This is a genomic window from Pygmaiobacter massiliensis, from assembly GCF_900199435.1.
Classification (GTDB): Bacteria; Bacillota; Clostridia; order Oscillospirales; family Ruminococcaceae; genus Pygmaiobacter; species Pygmaiobacter massiliensis.
Genome location: NZ_OAML01000003.1, coordinates 978,588 through 995,543, shown reverse-complemented (window position 1 = coordinate 995,543; position 16,956 = coordinate 978,588). Strand labels below are relative to the sequence as shown.

20 protein-coding genes are annotated in these 16,956 nt (G+C 47.2%); all 20 read left to right on the top strand.

Translation table 11 applies throughout. The features are described from left to right. Positions 1-63 precede the first annotated feature (63 nt). The 20 genes from C1A11_RS09235 to C1A11_RS09140 all read left to right on the top strand — a co-directional run bounded on the left by C1A11_RS09235 (position 64) and on the right by C1A11_RS09140 (position 16,948). Entirely contained in the window at positions 64-1,581 is a 1,518-nt protein-coding gene (locus C1A11_RS09235; protein ID WP_102050190.1) for a hypothetical protein, read from the top strand. 312 nt (positions 1,582-1,893) lie between these two features. Then, on the top strand, positions 1,894-2,946 hold the full coding sequence (locus C1A11_RS09230) for a PDDEXK family nuclease (RefSeq protein ID WP_102050189.1): 1,053 nt from the start codon (positions 1,894-1,896) through the stop codon (positions 2,944-2,946). Positions 2,947-3,085: 139 nt separating this feature from the next. Further along, positions 3,086-4,018, top strand: coding sequence for an NERD domain-containing protein (locus C1A11_RS09225; RefSeq protein ID WP_102050188.1), 933 nt, complete (start codon positions 3,086-3,088; stop codon positions 4,016-4,018). A gap of 203 nt (positions 4,019-4,221) precedes the next feature. After that, positions 4,222-4,539 (top strand): HNH endonuclease, encoded by a 318-nt coding sequence (locus C1A11_RS09220; protein WP_102050187.1) that lies wholly within the window; start codon positions 4,222-4,224, stop codon positions 4,537-4,539. Positions 4,540-4,653: 114 nt separating this feature from the next. Further along, entirely contained in the window at positions 4,654-4,983 is a 330-nt protein-coding gene (locus C1A11_RS09215) for a P27 family phage terminase small subunit (RefSeq protein WP_102050186.1), read from the top strand. Further along, positions 4,967-6,631 carry a terminase TerL endonuclease subunit gene (locus C1A11_RS09210; protein ID WP_242965895.1) on the top strand — a complete coding sequence of 555 codons (1,665 nt, stop codon included), beginning with the start codon at positions 4,967-4,969 and terminating at the stop codon, positions 6,629-6,631. The genes C1A11_RS09215 and C1A11_RS09210 overlap by 17 nt, the downstream gene beginning before the upstream one ends. Before the next feature lie 11 nt (positions 6,632-6,642). After that, positions 6,643-7,788, top strand: a complete 1,146-nt coding sequence (locus tag C1A11_RS09205) for a phage portal protein (protein WP_102050185.1) — start codon at positions 6,643-6,645, stop codon at positions 7,786-7,788. Then, positions 7,781-8,527, top strand: a complete 747-nt coding sequence (locus tag C1A11_RS09200; protein WP_102050184.1) for a head maturation protease, ClpP-related — start codon at positions 7,781-7,783, stop codon at positions 8,525-8,527. The genes C1A11_RS09205 and C1A11_RS09200 overlap by 8 nt, the downstream gene beginning before the upstream one ends. A 5-nt stretch (positions 8,528-8,532) precedes the next feature. Further along, complete coding sequence (locus C1A11_RS09195; protein WP_102050183.1) at positions 8,533-9,765, top strand: phage major capsid protein; 1,233 nt, start codon at positions 8,533-8,535, stop codon at positions 9,763-9,765. Between the two features lie 20 nt (positions 9,766-9,785). After that, positions 9,786-10,103, top strand: coding sequence for a hypothetical protein (locus tag C1A11_RS09190; protein WP_102050182.1), 318 nt, complete (start codon positions 9,786-9,788; stop codon positions 10,101-10,103). Then, a complete protein-coding gene (locus C1A11_RS09185; protein ID WP_102050181.1) occupies positions 10,081-10,410 on the top strand; it encodes a head-tail adaptor protein in 330 nt (109 codons plus the stop codon). Before C1A11_RS09190 ends, C1A11_RS09185 begins: the two co-directional genes overlap by 23 nt. Then, complete coding sequence (locus tag C1A11_RS09180; protein WP_102050180.1) at positions 10,407-10,802, top strand: hypothetical protein; 396 nt, start codon at positions 10,407-10,409, stop codon at positions 10,800-10,802. Before C1A11_RS09185 ends, C1A11_RS09180 begins: the two co-directional genes overlap by 4 nt. After that, complete coding sequence (locus C1A11_RS09175; protein ID WP_102050179.1) at positions 10,789-11,097, top strand: hypothetical protein; 309 nt, start codon at positions 10,789-10,791, stop codon at positions 11,095-11,097. Before C1A11_RS09180 ends, C1A11_RS09175 begins: the two co-directional genes overlap by 14 nt. A gap of 6 nt (positions 11,098-11,103) precedes the next feature. Beyond that, positions 11,104-11,661, top strand: a complete 558-nt coding sequence (locus tag C1A11_RS09170; RefSeq protein ID WP_102050178.1) for a hypothetical protein — start codon at positions 11,104-11,106, stop codon at positions 11,659-11,661. Between the two features lie 12 nt (positions 11,662-11,673). Beyond that, positions 11,674-11,961: a hypothetical protein gene (locus tag C1A11_RS09165; protein WP_102050177.1), complete on the top strand. Its 288-nt coding sequence runs from the start codon at positions 11,674-11,676 to the stop codon at positions 11,959-11,961. Between the two features lie 71 nt (positions 11,962-12,032). Continuing rightward, entirely contained in the window at positions 12,033-12,251 is a 219-nt protein-coding gene (locus tag C1A11_RS09160; protein WP_102050176.1) for a hypothetical protein, read from the top strand. Between the two features lie 39 nt (positions 12,252-12,290). Next, positions 12,291-12,497 (top strand): hypothetical protein, encoded by a 207-nt coding sequence (locus tag C1A11_RS09155; RefSeq protein WP_102050175.1) that lies wholly within the window; start codon positions 12,291-12,293, stop codon positions 12,495-12,497. Then, positions 12,487-14,520: a phage tail tape measure protein gene (locus tag C1A11_RS09150; RefSeq protein ID WP_102050174.1), complete on the top strand. Its 2,034-nt coding sequence runs from the start codon at positions 12,487-12,489 to the stop codon at positions 14,518-14,520. The genes C1A11_RS09155 and C1A11_RS09150 overlap by 11 nt, the downstream gene beginning before the upstream one ends. After that, positions 14,517-15,221, top strand: a complete 705-nt coding sequence (locus C1A11_RS09145) for a hypothetical protein (RefSeq protein WP_102050173.1) — start codon at positions 14,517-14,519, stop codon at positions 15,219-15,221. The genes C1A11_RS09150 and C1A11_RS09145 overlap by 4 nt, the downstream gene beginning before the upstream one ends. Continuing rightward, positions 15,218-16,948, top strand: coding sequence for a phage tail spike protein (locus C1A11_RS09140; RefSeq protein WP_102050172.1), 1,731 nt, complete (start codon positions 15,218-15,220; stop codon positions 16,946-16,948). Before C1A11_RS09145 ends, C1A11_RS09140 begins: the two co-directional genes overlap by 4 nt. The last annotated feature ends 8 nt before the right edge of the window (positions 16,949-16,956 follow it).

The following is a 16,956-nucleotide window of genomic DNA, read 5'->3' as shown; positions in this document are numbered from 1 at the left end:
AATAATCGAAACATCCTACCTGCTTATACAGAATGTATTTTGTTGCCAGAAGGAGCCAAATTTGTGAGTAAATATAATTTCTATTATGATGAATCTGAGCATAGCCGAAAAATCAACCATAAAACCATTACTGCAGAGAATTATTTCGACAGCTTTATTGCGGTTATCGTTGGCTGGTTCTCTGACAATCAGGCCGGATTGTATAAAAGATACGCAGCGTTTGAGTCTAAATATCAGCACAGGCAGTCAAACGGCGAACTAAAAAGCACTACTATCAAGCAAAGCCAACTAAAAAGTGGTTTTGCCTCCTTGAACGCTGACAGCCTTTCCTTGTTAGAGGACTTCTTGACGCTGTTCGATGGAAGAATCCTTGTCTATTATGCTGTCACAAGTAAAATCGAATACATAATCTATCAGTTATTTGAGGAATATGAAAACAGCCTTTTCGTGAATATGGATGCGATGAAATATTCCATCACGAAGGCAATAGTCTTGTATCAGCCAAGCGAAATTATGGCGGGGATGTATAATAACACAAGTGAACTTATTGGTTTATTGAAAAACTTCTTTACATCCCAAATCGAAAAAGATAAGGCAAACGAAACGTTGAAACAAGAGGAAATTAAGCAATTTAGCCAAATTCTCTTGCTCTTGGACGACGTATCCTCGATTAAAACAATTGACTGGAACTATGACATCGCTTTCGTGGGATTTAGAAAATTTCTGGATGAAAAAGGCATTCATGATTATTCGATTACCATAGACAAAGAAGGCGAAAATAGCAACACAGTGAAAGCCGCTGAACGAGCGGGCTTATGCGCAGTTTCCGAGGCAGACTCATTGACCTCCTGCGGAATTCGTATGGCTGATATGTTGGCAGGCATCATTTCAAAATTGCTTAAGGCACTACATAACGAATTGGAATATGCTTCGCCTGAAGAACCACTAAACAAGAAAATCCTCGATAAGAGTTGGTTCGTTATCAATGAGCGGCAGCTTGCCCTTTACAAGAAATTACACCAAGTAGCCATTGAATTGAACACGGCATGGTATAAGACGTTTGCTGGAACATACTCGGATGATTTGATAGTGTTCATTGCTCTCTTAAATTTCATGAATCATTTTCAATCGGTGGAAGATATAAAAAAAAGCCTTGATATGCAAGGTGAGTATTTCAACGCTTATTGTTGTAAATGTCTTGCTGAGCATTTTGAACGGATGGGAAACGGCAGACAAACGCCTGCGTTGCCAATTGATGCTGTTACAGATAACGACTTATCTAATGGTTTTTTAATAAATCGCCAAGGAGCAAAGGTTTACTTTGACATTGACAAGCAACCTTTTCTTGAAATAAAAAATGGACATCAAACATTTGATGTATTATCAGTAGGCATAAGCAAAGGAATGATTCCAGTAGTTACGATTTTAGAAGAAGACGAGGTAAAGTGCTATCGAATTCCAGAAGAGTTATCTGGATGGGCGATGACTTTAGTTGATTTAGCAAATAGGGGCGAGAATGTGTTCCCATCGAAAGTTATGTTTTCCAGAACCAATGCTGGGTATTTTGCAGATATTTTGTAACGATTGAATGTTAGCTTAGCTTTGTTACCAGAAAAGCAATTAGCTACTGTATCGCTTAGTACTTAACACAGAAAGCCATGGTTTAGAAGATGTGAAAGGTGCGCTGAAAACAAGCTCCTGTAACTACTTATCTTCAACCGAAAAACGGCGGCCAGTAAAAGACATTCTATGTTTTATTAACTGCCTAAACGAGCCGCACTTAATCTTCCATCTACCAGAAGCAGAAACGTACTTAGAAAACTGGTACGAGTTGATTAGAACCTTAACCTCGGCTAAAAGCAAGTAGTAAACGAAAAGGGTGGGGAAAATATTATGCGGAATGAATTTAGTATGTATCGCAGCCAACTAAAAGGATATTTGTTCGAAGTAATAATTAATGAACTCCTTAGGAAAAACGGTTTCACTCTGATAGCCTTCGCTACAGAACCTCAGGAACGGGTAAGAAAGAACCGGGAGGGGTTTATAGAAATCAGAGGGCGCGGATGCTGGCACCAAATTGATTGTCCCTGCGATTTTAATCGTTTGATTCCATTTTCCTATCCGCTGCGTCTTTTGGGCGAAGTGAAATTTTATAGAAGCCCGTTAGCAAAAAAACATATTCGGGAATATATCGGAGTGGTGAAAGATATTCAAGAAAACTATTTTGTCGCAGATGGTGTTAGTCCTGAAGAGGCCTATCCTAGGAAGGCAGAAGTTGGTGTCTACTTTTCGGCAAGTGGCTTTCAAGCGGAGGCCGAAAAACTTGCCTACGCCCATGGCATTAAGACAATCTCATATGCTAACAATTACTTGATTGACCAAATAAAAAACACTCTTGTGGAATTTGAATCAAACTACTTATCAGTGAATTGCATAAAAGCTGGACACTGGAATGATTTTCAGCGAACTTTCATTTCTGCAATTCGCAATCAAAATTTTGACCAAAATATCTTTGCACAGTATTGTGCTGACGGATACCATGAAATCTTATCACAACTTCAAAACGAACTTGTAATAATAAAATCCAGTTTTATCGCGACAACCGCTACAGGAGTATTTCTTCATTTCGTTGGTAACAGGCCATTTCCTGAGGATGAATTCGCGGCCTCCGACGAAGGACGTTGTCGCGTCTACTTTACTCGCAATTATAATAATGTGAATGGTGGACAACGCCTATTCTGGATGGAAATCAATGACGACCATCGCAGATTCTATTTCACGCCACCTGAATCATTAGATTATGCTTCTGTGTTTGGTGGAGAAATTGCACTTGATGAAAAGGAGCGATTGTTTGGTTTGCTGAATGTCAACATTGTGTTGGGAGGAATTACAAGAAACTTAATTTTGCATCTTGATCGGAATTGGCTTGATGCTATCCGAGAGTAAAAACACTTAATTTGAGGTGAAACAAAGCAGCCATTTGTGGCGTTTTTTCGCTGTGGAAATTATTGATGTAAGTTTTCCATTATGTTTATTATGCGTGAAATAGTCATGACCATAACTACTTACTAAAGCGAGGGTACCCATGGGCCTATTCGACAAAATCAAGGAACCTATTTTTTTGAAAGATGACAGTGAAGCGGAGCGCCAACTTACCGTCTTGCAAAAGTTCCGTAAAACAGCAACCGAAGAATTGACTAACAAACTCGATGAGGAAATCCGCCGCGTAGATGCCGGTATTTTCGGTGAAAAGGCTGTTCGATATGAGCTTGAGAACAGCCATATCCCAATGTTCGTGTTACATGATTTATATTTAGAACATGAAGGGTTAACAAGCCAGATTGATTACTTGATTGTTACCCGCAAGCATTGCTTTGTATTGGAATGCAAGAATCTTTATGGTAATATTGAAATTAACAGCGCCGGTGATTTCACGCGCACTATCTCTTACGGACGCAGCACAAAAAAGGAAGGTATCTATTCCCCTATTACACAAAATCGAAGACATTTGGAGCTCATTAAGGAAATCCGTTCTGCCGAAATAGGAAACATCTTCTTAAAAGCTATTTTTGAAAGATATTTCTATGATACATACCGGTCAATTGTGGTTCTCGCCAATCCTAAAACCGTCCTTTATGATCGATATGCAAAAAAAGAAGTGAAATCACAGGTTATCAAAGCAGACCAATTAGCTCAGTATATACGCAGAATAGACAGCGAGCCAAATGCTGTTTCCATGAGCGAAAAAGACATGGAGGCAATGGCACATTTTTTTCTTCAAATACACAAGCAACCCAATATTGATTATACCGAAAAATTCAAAGCTGCTTTAGAAGAAGCTTGCTCGACTGCAGCGGAAACGGAAAATACGGAACAGGCAAAAGCAACAGAGATCCTTTGTCCGAAATGCGGTGCTGTCATGGTTTTGCGTAAAGCCTTCAAAGGGCCTAATGCTGGCAAAGAGTTTTACGGGTGTTCTAACTATCCTAGATGCCGATCTATTATTAATATACAGTAGTCCTATACCTAGCGTTTTCTCACGCGATACAAGAATATTATTTTCTAAAAATATTCAAATTGGGTCACCAAGAGGACCTACTTTCATGCTAAACTAATATTGTGCAAAATAAGAAAAAGCAGCCGAGAGCAATCTCAGCTGCTTTTTCTTTTGCGCAAAATTAAAAATAACCCCATCAAAACCAACAAGGAGAAGCAGCGGCAATGAATCAGCGGTACACACCGGAAGGGCTTACACGTTGGATACAAGAATTAGTGGCAGCGGATAACATTCACGGCTTTTATATCTGCAAGCCGTGGATTCACCTTCGAGCATTGGTTTTGAAAGAACAGCACTACGAATGCCAGGATTGCAAAGCCAAAGGACTCTATACACCGGCAGCCACAGTACACCATGAAAAGACTGTCCGCAAGTTTCCTTGGCTGGCATTAACCAAGAGCAATCTCACCGCGTTGTGCGATGAGTGCCACTATGCCAGACATCACAAAACAGAATCGAAGTGGAACGATGAGAAGTGGTAGCCCCCCGGTCAAAAATTTCAAAAAGCGGCCGCCCAACAGGAGAACGGGCAAAGGGTCGACAAAATGGAAAACTTCGCGCGCGTGAGGAAAAAACGAGAAGGAGGTAGGTAGAATATGGCCAAATTTTCAGAAAAAAGAATCCGAGAATCGCTGACACAACAGCTCAAAAGCAAGGGTGCAGACGTGGATTTATATCGCTCAATGATTGAAGATTACGTCTTTTTCTTTAAACAACTTGAGCATATGAAGCGCGATATTGCAGAGCGAGGGCACACCTACACTGCTTATTCGGCAGCGGGCAAAGAGTACGAAAAAGAAAACCCATCGGTGAAAAATGCAATCGTATATTCGCGCCAAATGCTCGCTATTATTTCCTCTATGGGGCTGAGCACGGAGAAGATTACCGGCGGCTCCGGCAGTGAGGCAGATGGTGACCTTGGTTAATCTGCCACCCGAAATCGCCAACTACATCGCATATGTCCGCGCCGCGAATGTACCTCAATGCAAAGATCAAATCGCATTGTGCGACCATGTAGAGCGTTGCTTCAATACGCAAGATATTTATGTCAATGAGGAACAGCTTCAGCGTTACCTGGCACAGCAAAAGCATTTTCCTTTCAAACTATTCCCCTGGGAACTTTTTATCTTTACGCTTCACAACTGTACCTACTGGCGCGAAAGCGGTTTGCTGCGCTGGCCGAATCTCTTTGTATTGGTTGGGCGTGGTGCTGGAAAAAACGGATATCTCGCTTTTGAAAGTTTCTGCTGGATTACGCCAATTAACGGAGTTCCTAAGTATGACGTTGATATTTTCGCCACGAGCGAAAAGCAGGCCCGAACCAGCCCGGACGATGTGCGTGATGTGTTAGACGAAAACCGCGCGCAGATGGAGAAATACTTCCATTGGAACAGCGAATGCATCACCAACAAAAAAACCAAAAGCCACCTGCGCTTTTGCACTTCCGGGCATAAAACCAAAGACGGAGGCAGGCCGGGCGCGGTTGTTTTTGACGAATACCATGCCTACGAAGATTACCGCATGGTCGACGTTGCCACCACCGGCCTTGGCAAAAAAGAATTTCCCCGCAAGACAATTATCACAACGGACGGAAACATCCGAGGTGGGCCACTCGACGATTTAAAGCGATTGGCTGAGGACGTTCTTTACCACGGGCAAGATGATTGCGGACTTCTCCCCTTCATCTGCCGGTTAGACAGCCCGGACGAAGTAGACAACCAGCTCATGTGGCACAAGGCAAACCCCTCTTTGGTTTATTTCCCTGTGCTGATGCAGGAGCTCATTTCAGAATACGCAGCATACAAAAAGAACCCATCGGCAGCGGCTTCTTTTATGTCTAAGCGGATGAACTTGCCGCCGGAATGCTTAGAGGACGATGTTACCGAATGGTCTAATGTTCTCGCTGCAAACAAGCCTCTGCCTGATCTGCGCGGCATGCCTTGCGTGGCTGGCATCGACTATGCGAAAACAACCGACTTTGTGGCAGCGGGGCTTCTCTTCAAAAAGGCAGGCACCTACTATTGGCTTTCGCATACTTGGGTGTGCAAAAAATCGCCAGATCTGAAAAGAATCAAAGCCCCACTGGATGAGTGGGCAGCCAAAGGCTTACTTACTTTTGTAGACGGTCCAGAAATTTCACCCGACATTGTAACAGGGTGGCTAGAGGAAAAAGCAGATGAGTACGAAACCACATGCCTTGGGCTCGACAACTTCCGTTTCACATTACTCGCTAAATCATTGAGAGACCATGGATTTGACACGGATAAAGGCGGGAGAAATAATATTCTGCTCACAAAGCGTGTCACTGTAATGCGCTGGTCCCCCGTTATTGCAAGCATTTTCACAAATCAAAAAATGGTTTGGGGGATTAACCCATTAATGAACTGGTATACCAACAACACATGTACAACCACAGACAAAGAAGGAAACACGTTTTATCAGAAAAAAGAGGAAAAATCACGCAAAACCGATGGCTTCATGGCGCTGGTCTCGGCGGTGTGTGCAAGCGAAAGCCTGCAGGACTGCGAGGACAGCAGCGGAGAATATGAGCCTACTCAGGTTTACAGCTATTAGGAGGCGAATCAGTGAAACTTGTTGAGATGCTGCGCAATATCTTTACCAGCGCAGAAACGGTCAACGTCAACCAACAATTAGAGTCGGCGCGGTACCAGCTGGCGGTCGAAGATTTTGCAATTCAGATGGCAATCAATTTGATTGCCGGTACCATTGCAAAGTGCGAATTTCGCACCATGCTGAAAGGCAAGCAAGTAAAAGGCGATGACTATTACACCTTCAACGTGGAGCCGAACAAAAACCAGAACTCAAGCCAGTTTTGGCATGAGGTCGTTGCGAAGATGCTCTATTACAACGAGTGTCTTGTCGTGGAAATGAACGGCCAGCTGATCATTGCAGACAGCTTCACGCATGACGAATATGCGCTTTTCCCGGACAAGTTCAGCAACGTCACGCGCAAGGATTTCACTTTTCTGCGCAGCTTTTCCGCTGATGAGGTTCTTTACTTTACATACGCAAACAAGGACATTCGCGCTCTGCTGTCCGGTGTAATGGCCGGATATGCCGACCTGCTCACTTTGGCCGTCGGTAAGTACAAACGCGCTGGCGGACGCAAGGGTGTAGTGAAAACAGACACCGTTCCCACAAAAGATGAGAAGTGGCAGAAAGCCCTTGACGACCTTTACGGCAGACGCTTTAAATCCTACTACAGCGATGAAAACGCACTGGTCGTGCTGCCAAAAGGTGTGGAGTATGAAGAAATTACCGGCGAGGGCAGCAAGAAAAGCACCAGTGAGGTTGGTGACATCGCCAAAATCACAGAAGAAGCATTCACCCGCGTGGCGCAGGCATTTAAAATCAATCCCTCGCTGCTGCTGGGCAACATTGCAAATGTGGACAGTGTGGTGGACGAGTTCCTCACGTTCTGCATCGACCATATTGTAGACATCATTGCCACCGAAGTGAATCGCAAATATTACGGCAAGAAAAGCGTTCTCGCTGGCTCGTGCCTTAAAATCAACACCATGTGCATCAAGCACATCGATATATTCAGCATCGCGGAAAAAGCCGACAAGCTCATTGCAGACGGCATTTTCTGCATTGATGAAATCCGTGAATTGGTCGGCGCTGTGCCATTGAACACATGGTGGAGCAAAAAGCACTGGCTGACGAAAAATCTGGCAGACCTTGAAGGAGGTGAAACACAAAATGAGTAAACCGGTAAAAACCATGTGGGTGGCAAAGCAGGCAGCGGAAACGCTGGACATCTATCTGTATGATGACATCGCGGCCGACGGGCGTGACTGGTGGACGGGTGAAGTGATTGAAAGCGACACTTCGGCAAAGCACATGAAAAATATTCTCGATGCGGCCGGAAACGTTTCACAAATCAATATCTTCATCAATTCCTACGGCGGGGATGTCTCTGAAGCGATGGCAATTTACAATCAGCTCAAGCGGCACAGCGCGCACAAAACCGTGTATGTGGACGGCTTCGCCTGCAGCGCGGCAAGCGTCATTGCCATGGTGGGCGATGATGTCGTTATGGGCAGCAATACGCTGATGATGATTCATCACGCTTGGCTGTGTGCCTGCGGCAACCCGAAAGAATTACGCAAAGCAGCAGATGACCTTGAAGTCATCGACACCGCAAGTTGCAAAGCGTATCTCGAAAAGGCTGGCGACAAGCTGGACGAAGCCACGCTCACTACCCTGCTTGATGCAGAGAGCTGGCTGGATGCCGAGACCTGCGTTAAGTATGGCCTTGCGGACCGCATCGCGGCCAAAGAGTCCGTGGAAGATGTTGCGCAGCAGCGGCTGGATGCCGCAAAAGCGCAGGCGCTCGCTATTGAAAGAGGGAACCCCGCACCGGCACAAAATGTGCCGCAAGAATTTACACAGAACAAAACCATCGCAGAACAGCTGATGGCAGCGTTCGCCACCAAAAAGGAGTAACGAATATGAGAAGCAAAGATGTAGTAAAAAACGAACTCAAAGAAAAGCTCGACACCGCGCTCGCTTCCCAGAATGCCGAAGGGCTGACTGAAGCACTCGCTGATTTTGCCATGGGCATTCAGCAGGAAGTGGTGGCCGATTTCAAAGCATTCCAGCGCACCGGCGACCAGCAGATTATGGCAAAGCGTGGCGTGCGCCAGCTGACCAGCGCCGAAGAGGGCTTCTACACCGCCATGATGCAGGCAGTACGCACCGGCGATATCAAGCAGGCTTTCACCGGCATTGAAAACGACATGCCGGAAACCGTCATTGATGCAGTGCTGGATGATATCTCTACCGCATTCCCCCTGCTCGGTGCAATCAATGTACAGAACACCGCAGCAGTCACCAAGATGCTGATCAACAAAAAAGGCGTTCAGCTCGCTATGTGGGGCGCGCTTGGCAGTAAAATCACCGAAGAGCTGGAAGGTGCTATCGGCAAAATCGACATCACCACCAACAAACTGACTGCGTTTATGCCGGTCAGCAAAGACATGCTCGACGCTGGCCCGGCATGGATTGACGCATATGTGCGTGCAGTTTTGACCGAAGCCCTGGGCGGCGCTCTCTGTAAAGCCGTGGTGGCCGGTACCGGTAAGGACCAGCCGATTGGCATGCTCAAAGATGTTTCCGCAACCGCTAACGTGCAGAATGGCGTCTATCCCGACAAAGAAGCAATCACGCTGACCGAAATCACACCGAAAACCATCGGCGGCATTGCAAAGACCATCGCTACTGGCCCGAACGGCCGTACTCGCGTTGTTCCCGAATTGCTGCTGGTGGTCAACCCGGTGGACTACTTTGAAAAAATCATGCCTGCCACTACCCTGCTGCTGCCGGACGGCACCTATCGCAACAACGTCATGCCGTACCCCACCAGAATTGAGCAGGACATCAACGTTCCCACAAACAAAGTGATTTTCGGTCTTGCAGATCGTTATTTCATGGGCGTGGGTAAAGGCGGCATCGGTGGCAAAATTGAGTATGACGACAGCGTTCGCTTCCTCGATGATGAGCGCGTCTATCTGACCAAAATGTACGGCAACGGCAGACCGCTCGACGAAAATGCCTTTGTAGTGGCCGATATCACCAATCTCAAAGAAGCCGCGCTGCCGGCAGCCGTTAAAGGCACAGTCGCCACTTCTGCAATCGTTGAGGAAGTCAAAGGCGTTGTGACCACCAAGGCCGCACAGGCGTAGCCAAGTAAGGAGGGCTCACCATGGCAGAACCTACAAAAGAGCAACTGGAAGAGCTGCTGCGTGATGTAATGGAAGAGCTGTCAGGAAACGACGATGAGGCCACAAAAAAGCGCATCAACGGTTACATAAAATCAGCAATGGAGCGTCTGCAGGTCGTTGCAGGCGCTCCGCTTGATTTTATAGCGCCGGGGTTGCCGCGCGATTTATTGATGGCCCGTTGCCGGTATGCCAATGCGCAGGCGCTCGAAATGTTTGAAAAGAATTTTTTAAGCGAATTGGTTTCGCTCAATTTCCTCAGTCAGGTGGTGGTACCAGTTGAAAATCAAAGTACCTACTGATTTTGTGACATTTAACGATGGGCGGCTTTCGGTGTTTGAAACCGTGGCCAATAAGCCAGGTCCGCAAAAGGCCGCCGGCATTCGTTTTGGTGAGCGCACCGTCAGCTTTAAACGCTTTTACGCAGCGCGCACCGCCAGCACAGAAATCAGCCGCGTTGTCCATATTCCCTACCGCACCGGGATTGACCCGCACGACAATGTCGTGATTGGCAGCGAACGCTACAAAATTGAGCAGCTGCAGCCTGTACGAGACACCAACCCGCCATGCATGGTGCTGACGCTTAAACGAATCGGGGCGATTCCATGAAAGAAGTAACCCCGGACACCCTTGCTGCCGCGTTGATGAAAGAGCTCGAGCAATATTCGAACGATGTAACCGAAGGTATTAAAGAAAGTGTGGACCGCGTGGCCAAAGAAGCCAACGAGGAAATCAAACGACACATCACATTCAAGCAGCCCACCAAAGCCTACGTCAAATCTTTTCGCATTAAAAAAACCTATGACTCACACTATCGGCGCGAGCGCACATGGTATGCAGACAAATCTCAAGCCAGGCTGACCCACTTACTCGAAAAGGGGCACGCACTTCACCAAGGCGGACGCACCGACGCATTTCCTCATATCATTTACGGCGAAAAGCTGGCGCAGGAGCGCATGGAAGAACTGGCAAAGGAGGCAATCAAAAATGCTGGACGTTAAACTGTACCTCTCGGCAGCGGGCGAAGATGTAGCAGATACTGCATTTGTCGATAAACACGATTACCCTTTTATCGTGTTTCTGGATAGCGCCGAGGGCATCGGCTCCGATTTTCGCCGCGATTTGATTCAGCACGACCTTACCGTGGAGCGGTACAGCGCCGATGGAGAACCGAATGCAAAGTTGCTAGATTTGCTGGAAAAGCTCGACCCGGGTTATTCCAGTGACAAGCAGTGGCTGGCGACAGAAAGCTGCTTTATGGAAGTATTCGACCTCAGTTTTAAAGAAAGAAGGTAAATAAAAATGGCAGATAACAGAACTGCTGATGTAAAAATCCCGCTTGGCAGCGGCTATATTTACGTTGCGGAGTACAAAGGCTCGATTCCGGCCGATGAGGCCATTGAAACGGCAGACAATCTTTTCGGCTATGTACAGAAAGGTGCTACCATCGTGTACAAGCCGGAGAAAAAGACCATTAAGGACGATATGGGCCATGTTTCCCGCACCATTACGACAAGCGAGGAAGCGACCCTCAAATGCGGCTTTATTGCTTGGTCTGTGAAAAAGTTGCCGCAGCTCGTGGCCACCGGTCGCAAAGCGACAGTCGGCAACAAAACCACAATCAAAATCGGCGGTATTAGCAATGATGACGGGCTGCGCTATGTGGTGCGATTCGTACACCCGGACAAAGAGCTTGGCGATTTGCGCATTACCATTGTCGGCACCAACACCGCAGGACTTTCGCTCGCTTACGCGATGGAGGAAGGCACCTTGCTTGAGCCGGAGTTCACCGCAGAGCCTTGCGATGGCGAGGGTACGCTTATTATTATGGAAGAAACCGCGCCGACCGTTTTGGCGTAACAGGAGGACAGTATGGGAAATTGCTTTTACAGCTACAAAATGCCGGACGGCAAACTCATTATGGTGGGGCTGCCTGCCAAAAAGCAGCTTAGCCAGATGATTCTTGTGGCGCAGCTTTCTGAGGAAGAGAACGTCACGCAAGAAACTGTCGATGCCATGTATGATGCAGCTTCTGCTGTTTTAAGCAGAAACAAAATGAAAACAAAGGTATCTGCCGAAGATTTGGATGTTAAGCAGATTCAAGAATTTTTCAAAGGCTACGGTGCTTTCATCGAAAAGGAACTCTCCCGCCCAAACTAAAACTCCCGTCCTGCCCCAGCAGCGGTGGCGCAAAACTGTACTACACAGCCGAGCTTATCTATGAACATCTGGTGTACCAATATACCGGCATTGACATTACCGCACAGGAAGAGATGCCCATTGATGAATGGCTGCTGTATCGCCGGGATGCCGCAATCGCAGAATTAAACAAGAGCGAGGACGGGAGAACCTATTTAGAGCGTTGCTGGCTGTTTGAGCAAACAGAGCCAGATCGTGGCGCATTGAGAAAACAGTTCAGCGCAAAAACAGCAGAAAAGCAAGCCCAATAACGAGGGCTTGCTTTTTTCTGCATTTAAGGTGGTGAAAACTTGAAAAAAGAAATTACGGGAATCGAAGTTGCAATTGATTGCAATGTCAGCGAAGAAAGCTTCAAAAGCATTGAAAGACTCACGGGGTGCATCCGAAGTTGCAGAATTGAACTGCAAAAGATGAATAAAGAACTGAGAAAAGCGCAGCGCTTGTCTGCACAAATTGTGATGCCGATGGACCGAAACGAGGTGCAGCATGGCAAATAACATTAAGGGTATCACCGTCAACATTGGCGGCAACACGCAGGGGCTGGATAAAGCTTTAAAAGGCGTGAACAGTCAGGCTGCAAGCCTACAATCTGAGCTGCGAGAAGTCAACCGAGCGCTCAAACTCGACCCTACTAATACAGAATTACTGCGGCAAAAGCAAGAGTTGCTGGCCAGCAGCGTAACCGAAACAAAAAATAAACTGCAAACGCTTAAGCAGGCCGATGCTCAGTGTAGCGAGCAGTTTAAAAAAGACCATGCAGAACAGTACCGCGCACTGCAGCGTGAAATTGTTTTGACTGAAGGAAACCTCAAACAACTTGAAGCACAGGCAGAAAAAACAAACACAACGCTTTCAGACGTTGCAACGGTTTCCAACAAAATTGCCGATTCTGCTGGTAACATATCCAAAAAGATGGCTCCCGCAACACTTGCAATCGCTGGTATTGGCGCAGTTGCGTTTAATGCGGCAAGCGAAGCGGAGGATGCAATCGGAGCAACCGACCAGATTTTCAAGTCGCAATCTGAAACCATGCAAAGGTGGGCGGATAGTCTTGAAACATATTACGGCATAGCCGGCACAGAAGCTCTTACCTATGCAAACACCATGGGGGCAATGCTTCAAAATATTGGTGGGTTGTCTGAAGCGGAAGCCGCGAAGCAGTCACAAACGCTTGTAAAGCTGGCTGGCGATTTAACTGCGATGTTTGGCGGCACCACAGAGAGCGCTATACAGGCTCTTACAGGCGCTTTAAAAGGCAATACCTCCATGCTAGACAACTACGGCATGGCGGTAAACGAAACGCTCATAAAGAACAAAGCGTTTGAAATGGGTCTCGTTTCGGAAGGAGAACAGCTATCACTCGCAGCAAAACAAGCTGCCACGCTGGCACTCATAACAGAACAATCATCTGCGGCCACTGGACAGGCAGCGAGAGAAGCAGATGGTGCGTCTGGCAGTTGGAGAGCTGCTACAACAGAGCTTAAAAACACTTCAAAAGAATTTGGAGAGGTGTTCATGCCTACAATCACGGCAGCAATTCAAGCCGTGACAAAAGCTGTTAAAGCCTTTTCTGACATGAGCAATGGACAAAAAACTGCAATTGTTACTGTTTTGGCTCTAGTTGCCGCTATATCTCCTGTTGCCGGAATTGTAAGTGGAGCTGCGAGAATGGTTGGCACCCTATCCGGTGCGCTGGCTATATTTACCGGGGCAGCCACAACAGGCAGTACGGCAGCTATGGGGCTTGCAAAAATCATCGCTGCACTTACATCTCCTATCACGTGGGTGGTTGCTGCTGTGGTGGCAGCTGTTGCGTTGATTGCCATTAAAGGCGATGAGATACAGGCTGTTTTCCAAGGGGTCGATACCTTCATGCAAACCATTTTTGCGCGTGACTGGACAAACATCCTCGGTCCGGTGCTGGGCGGTTTGCTTAACACATTTTTTGCAACATTCAAAGGCATTTGGGACGGCGTGATGCTCATATTTAACGGTGTCATAGACTTTGTGCGCGGTGTGTTTACCGGGGATTGGGAACGCGCATGGAAAGGCATCACGGAGATTTTCGGCGGCATCTTCGGCAGTCTGGATGCCATCGCCAAAGCACCGATTAATGGCATCATCGGGCTGCTCAATATGGCAATTTCTGCGGTAAACTCGCTCATCCGTGGTTTCAACAGCATGGGCTTTACAATGCCGAAATGGCTTGGCGGTGGGTCTTGGCACCCCAACTTGCCGTCTATCCCGTCTATTCCTTTTCTTGCAAAAGGCGGCACATTTAGCCAAGGCTCCGCGATTGTAGGTGAAGCAGGTCCAGAACTGCTCACGCTCATCGGCGGCGCTGCACGTGTTACCCCGCTTACCAACAGCCAAAAGCAGATAAAGGCAGCGGGTGCTTCTTTCGGAGATATCAATGTAACCGTTTACGGTCAAAACCTTGGCGACCCCAAAGCAACCGCAAAAGCCACTGCAGATGAGCTGCAGAATGAAATCCAGCGAAGGGAGATGGTATTTGCTTGAAAGGCATCTTTTTCTTAGACGGGCGCTCAAGCGCAGATTTAGGCCTCTATATCAGCAGCGGTGGCACTTTGAATAGCCCCGAAATTGATGCAGAGGCCATATCAATTCCCGGTAAAAATGGTGATTTGGTGATTTCAAACAACAGGTATAAAAACCGTCCGATACAGTATCCGGCATTTGTTGATGAAAACGCTTTACAGCGCACCGATGAACTCAAGGCATGGCTGCTAAACAAGGCCGGTTATCGTCGCCTGCAGGACAACTTCAACCCTGCATTCTTTCGCATGGCTCGGTTTATCGGCCCACTGGATATTGAATCGTATGTGCTGAAAGCGGCAGAATTCACGATTGCATTTGATTGCAAACCACAGCGGTATCTGTGCGATGGCGAGATGCTGGTGACAATGTCCACCGCCGGAAAAATCTACAATCATACCGCCTTTACGGCGCTCCCACTGATTCGTATCTATGGTACTTCAGCTGGCACGCTTACGGTCGGAAATACCGTGGTGCAAATCAAAAGTATCAACGAATATGTAGACCTGGACTGTGAACTGCAAGATGCATTTAAAGGCATCTCAAATTGCAACGGCAATATTTACGCGCCGGACTTTCCTAAGCTGCCGCCCGGCGGTACCGGCATCAGTTTCTCCGGCGGCATTACCAAAATTGAAATCAAACCGAGGTGGTGGACTGTATGACACCTTTACTTTTCGCACCAAGCACAACTATTTTTAATACAAACGGCATCGGCGCTTTGGCTGATGCCGTTTCTTGTATCGTAACCGAAGAGCGCAACGGCATGTTCGAGCTGGAAATGCAATACCCCATTACCGGTTTGCATTATGCCGAGATTGAGCTTTCAAGCACTATTCTCGCGGTGCCGGGTGACGGACGCGATAAGCAGCCATTCCGCATCTACAAAATCACAAAGCCCCTAAACGGCATTGTTACGGTCTACGCGCAGCACATCAGCTATCAGCTGTCACATATACCTTGTATGCCTTTCTCGGCTGGTTCTGCTGGTCTGGCGCTCTCTGGCCTTAAAACCAATGCGGCAGAAGCGTGTCCGTTCGAGTTTTGGACGGACGTGACCACGGTGGGCAATTACTCGCAAGTTATTCCTGCAAGTATTCGCTCCCGGCTTGGCGGTGTAGAGGGGTCCATCCTCGATACCTACGGCGGTGAATATGAGTGGGACGGCTATACTGTTAAGCTTCACGCAGCGCGCGGGGCTGATAATGGTGTCACGCTCCGCTATGGCAAAAACATCACTGACCTCACACAAGAAGAAAATATCTCAAACACAATTACAGGCGTTTGCCCATTTTGGGTTGGTACAGATGGTATCACCGTCACATTGCCGGAGAAAGTGCTTTCTGCTGAAAGTGCAGCGAACTATCCTTACCCGCGCACGGTACCGCTTGACCTTTCCGGAGATTTTGAAGAAAAGCCGGCAGCCGAAGAGCTGCGTGCAAAAGCGCAAGCCTACATCTCAAAAAGTGGTATCGGCATTCCAACAGTTAGCCTTGATGTTTCTTTTGTTGCTCTTTGGCAGACAGAGGATTACAAAGACATCGCACCGCTCGAACGTGTGCGGCTCTGCGATACCGTCACCGTAATATTTGACAAGCTCGGCGTATCAGCAAAAGCCAAGGTTATTTCCACGGTTTATAATGTGCTGCTTGACCGATATGACCACATCGAGATTGGTGACGCAAAATCCACATTAGCCGGAACAATCGCCAGTACCAACCAAACCGTTGCAGAAAAGACCAGCACAAGCTTTCTTCAAGCAGCGGTTGACCACGCGACCGGGTGGATTACCGGAGCAAATGGCGGATGCCATGTAATCCGAAAAGATGCCAATGGGCGGCCATATGAAGCACTTATGATGGACGATTATGACATCGCCGTTGCGCAAAAAGTTTGGCGGTGGAATATCGGAGGGCTTGGGTTTTCTAGGAATGGATACAATGGGCCATATACCACAGCCATCACTCAAGACGGGCGAATTGTGGCTGATTTCATCACAGCAGGAACGCTAAACGCTGCCATGGTTAAGGTTATCAACTTAATCGCAGACCACGTAAAAAGCGTAGACGGGATTTACACACTCGAGCTGGATGCTGCAAACTTAAGTTTAGACAGTAAGACAGGCAGAAAAATCCGAATTAACGCCAGCACTATGGAAGGTCGCGACCAAGGTGTTGTGTTTGCTTATGGAAAAGATGCAAACGGTATAGAACATGAATCGCACATGGACGGATTTGCCGTTAAAACAGACACCGTTGACGCAGACACAATTCAACTAACAAAACTTCGTCCCGCGCCAGGGCAAAACACCCTTTATACAAACTGGGTGCGTATAAACGCTGCCGATGGTTCCGACCAATGGGCACTATGCGGTAAATCCACACCGTGGTAGGAGGTATT

Excerpts from the sequence above, each read along its gene's own strand:
- C1A11_RS09230 (WP_102050189.1), top strand. The coding sequence starts at position 1,894 with ATGCGGAATGAATTTAGTATGTATCGCAGCCAACTAAAAGGATATTTG.
- C1A11_RS09225 (WP_102050188.1), top strand. The coding sequence starts at position 3,086 with ATGGGCCTATTCGACAAAATCAAGGAACCTATTTTTTTGAAAGATGAC.
- C1A11_RS09220 (WP_102050187.1), top strand. The coding sequence starts at position 4,222 with ATGAATCAGCGGTACACACCGGAAGGGCTTACACGTTGGATACAAGAA.
- C1A11_RS09215 (WP_102050186.1), top strand. The coding sequence starts at position 4,654 with ATGGCCAAATTTTCAGAAAAAAGAATCCGAGAATCGCTGACACAACAG.
- C1A11_RS09210 (WP_242965895.1), top strand. The coding sequence starts at position 4,967 with ATGGTGACCTTGGTTAATCTGCCACCCGAAATCGCCAACTACATCGCA.
- C1A11_RS09200 (WP_102050184.1), top strand. The coding sequence starts at position 7,781 with ATGAGTAAACCGGTAAAAACCATGTGGGTGGCAAAGCAGGCAGCGGAA.
- C1A11_RS09195 (WP_102050183.1), top strand. The coding sequence starts at position 8,533 with ATGAGAAGCAAAGATGTAGTAAAAAACGAACTCAAAGAAAAGCTCGAC.
- C1A11_RS09190 (WP_102050182.1), top strand. The coding sequence starts at position 9,786 with ATGGCAGAACCTACAAAAGAGCAACTGGAAGAGCTGCTGCGTGATGTA.
- C1A11_RS09180 (WP_102050180.1), top strand. The coding sequence starts at position 10,407 with ATGAAAGAAGTAACCCCGGACACCCTTGCTGCCGCGTTGATGAAAGAG.
- C1A11_RS09175 (WP_102050179.1), top strand. The coding sequence starts at position 10,789 with ATGCTGGACGTTAAACTGTACCTCTCGGCAGCGGGCGAAGATGTAGCA.
- C1A11_RS09170 (WP_102050178.1), top strand. The coding sequence starts at position 11,104 with ATGGCAGATAACAGAACTGCTGATGTAAAAATCCCGCTTGGCAGCGGC.
- C1A11_RS09165 (WP_102050177.1), top strand. The coding sequence starts at position 11,674 with ATGGGAAATTGCTTTTACAGCTACAAAATGCCGGACGGCAAACTCATT.
- C1A11_RS09150 (WP_102050174.1), top strand. The coding sequence starts at position 12,487 with ATGGCAAATAACATTAAGGGTATCACCGTCAACATTGGCGGCAACACG.
- C1A11_RS09140 (WP_102050172.1), top strand. The coding sequence starts at position 15,218 with ATGACACCTTTACTTTTCGCACCAAGCACAACTATTTTTAATACAAAC.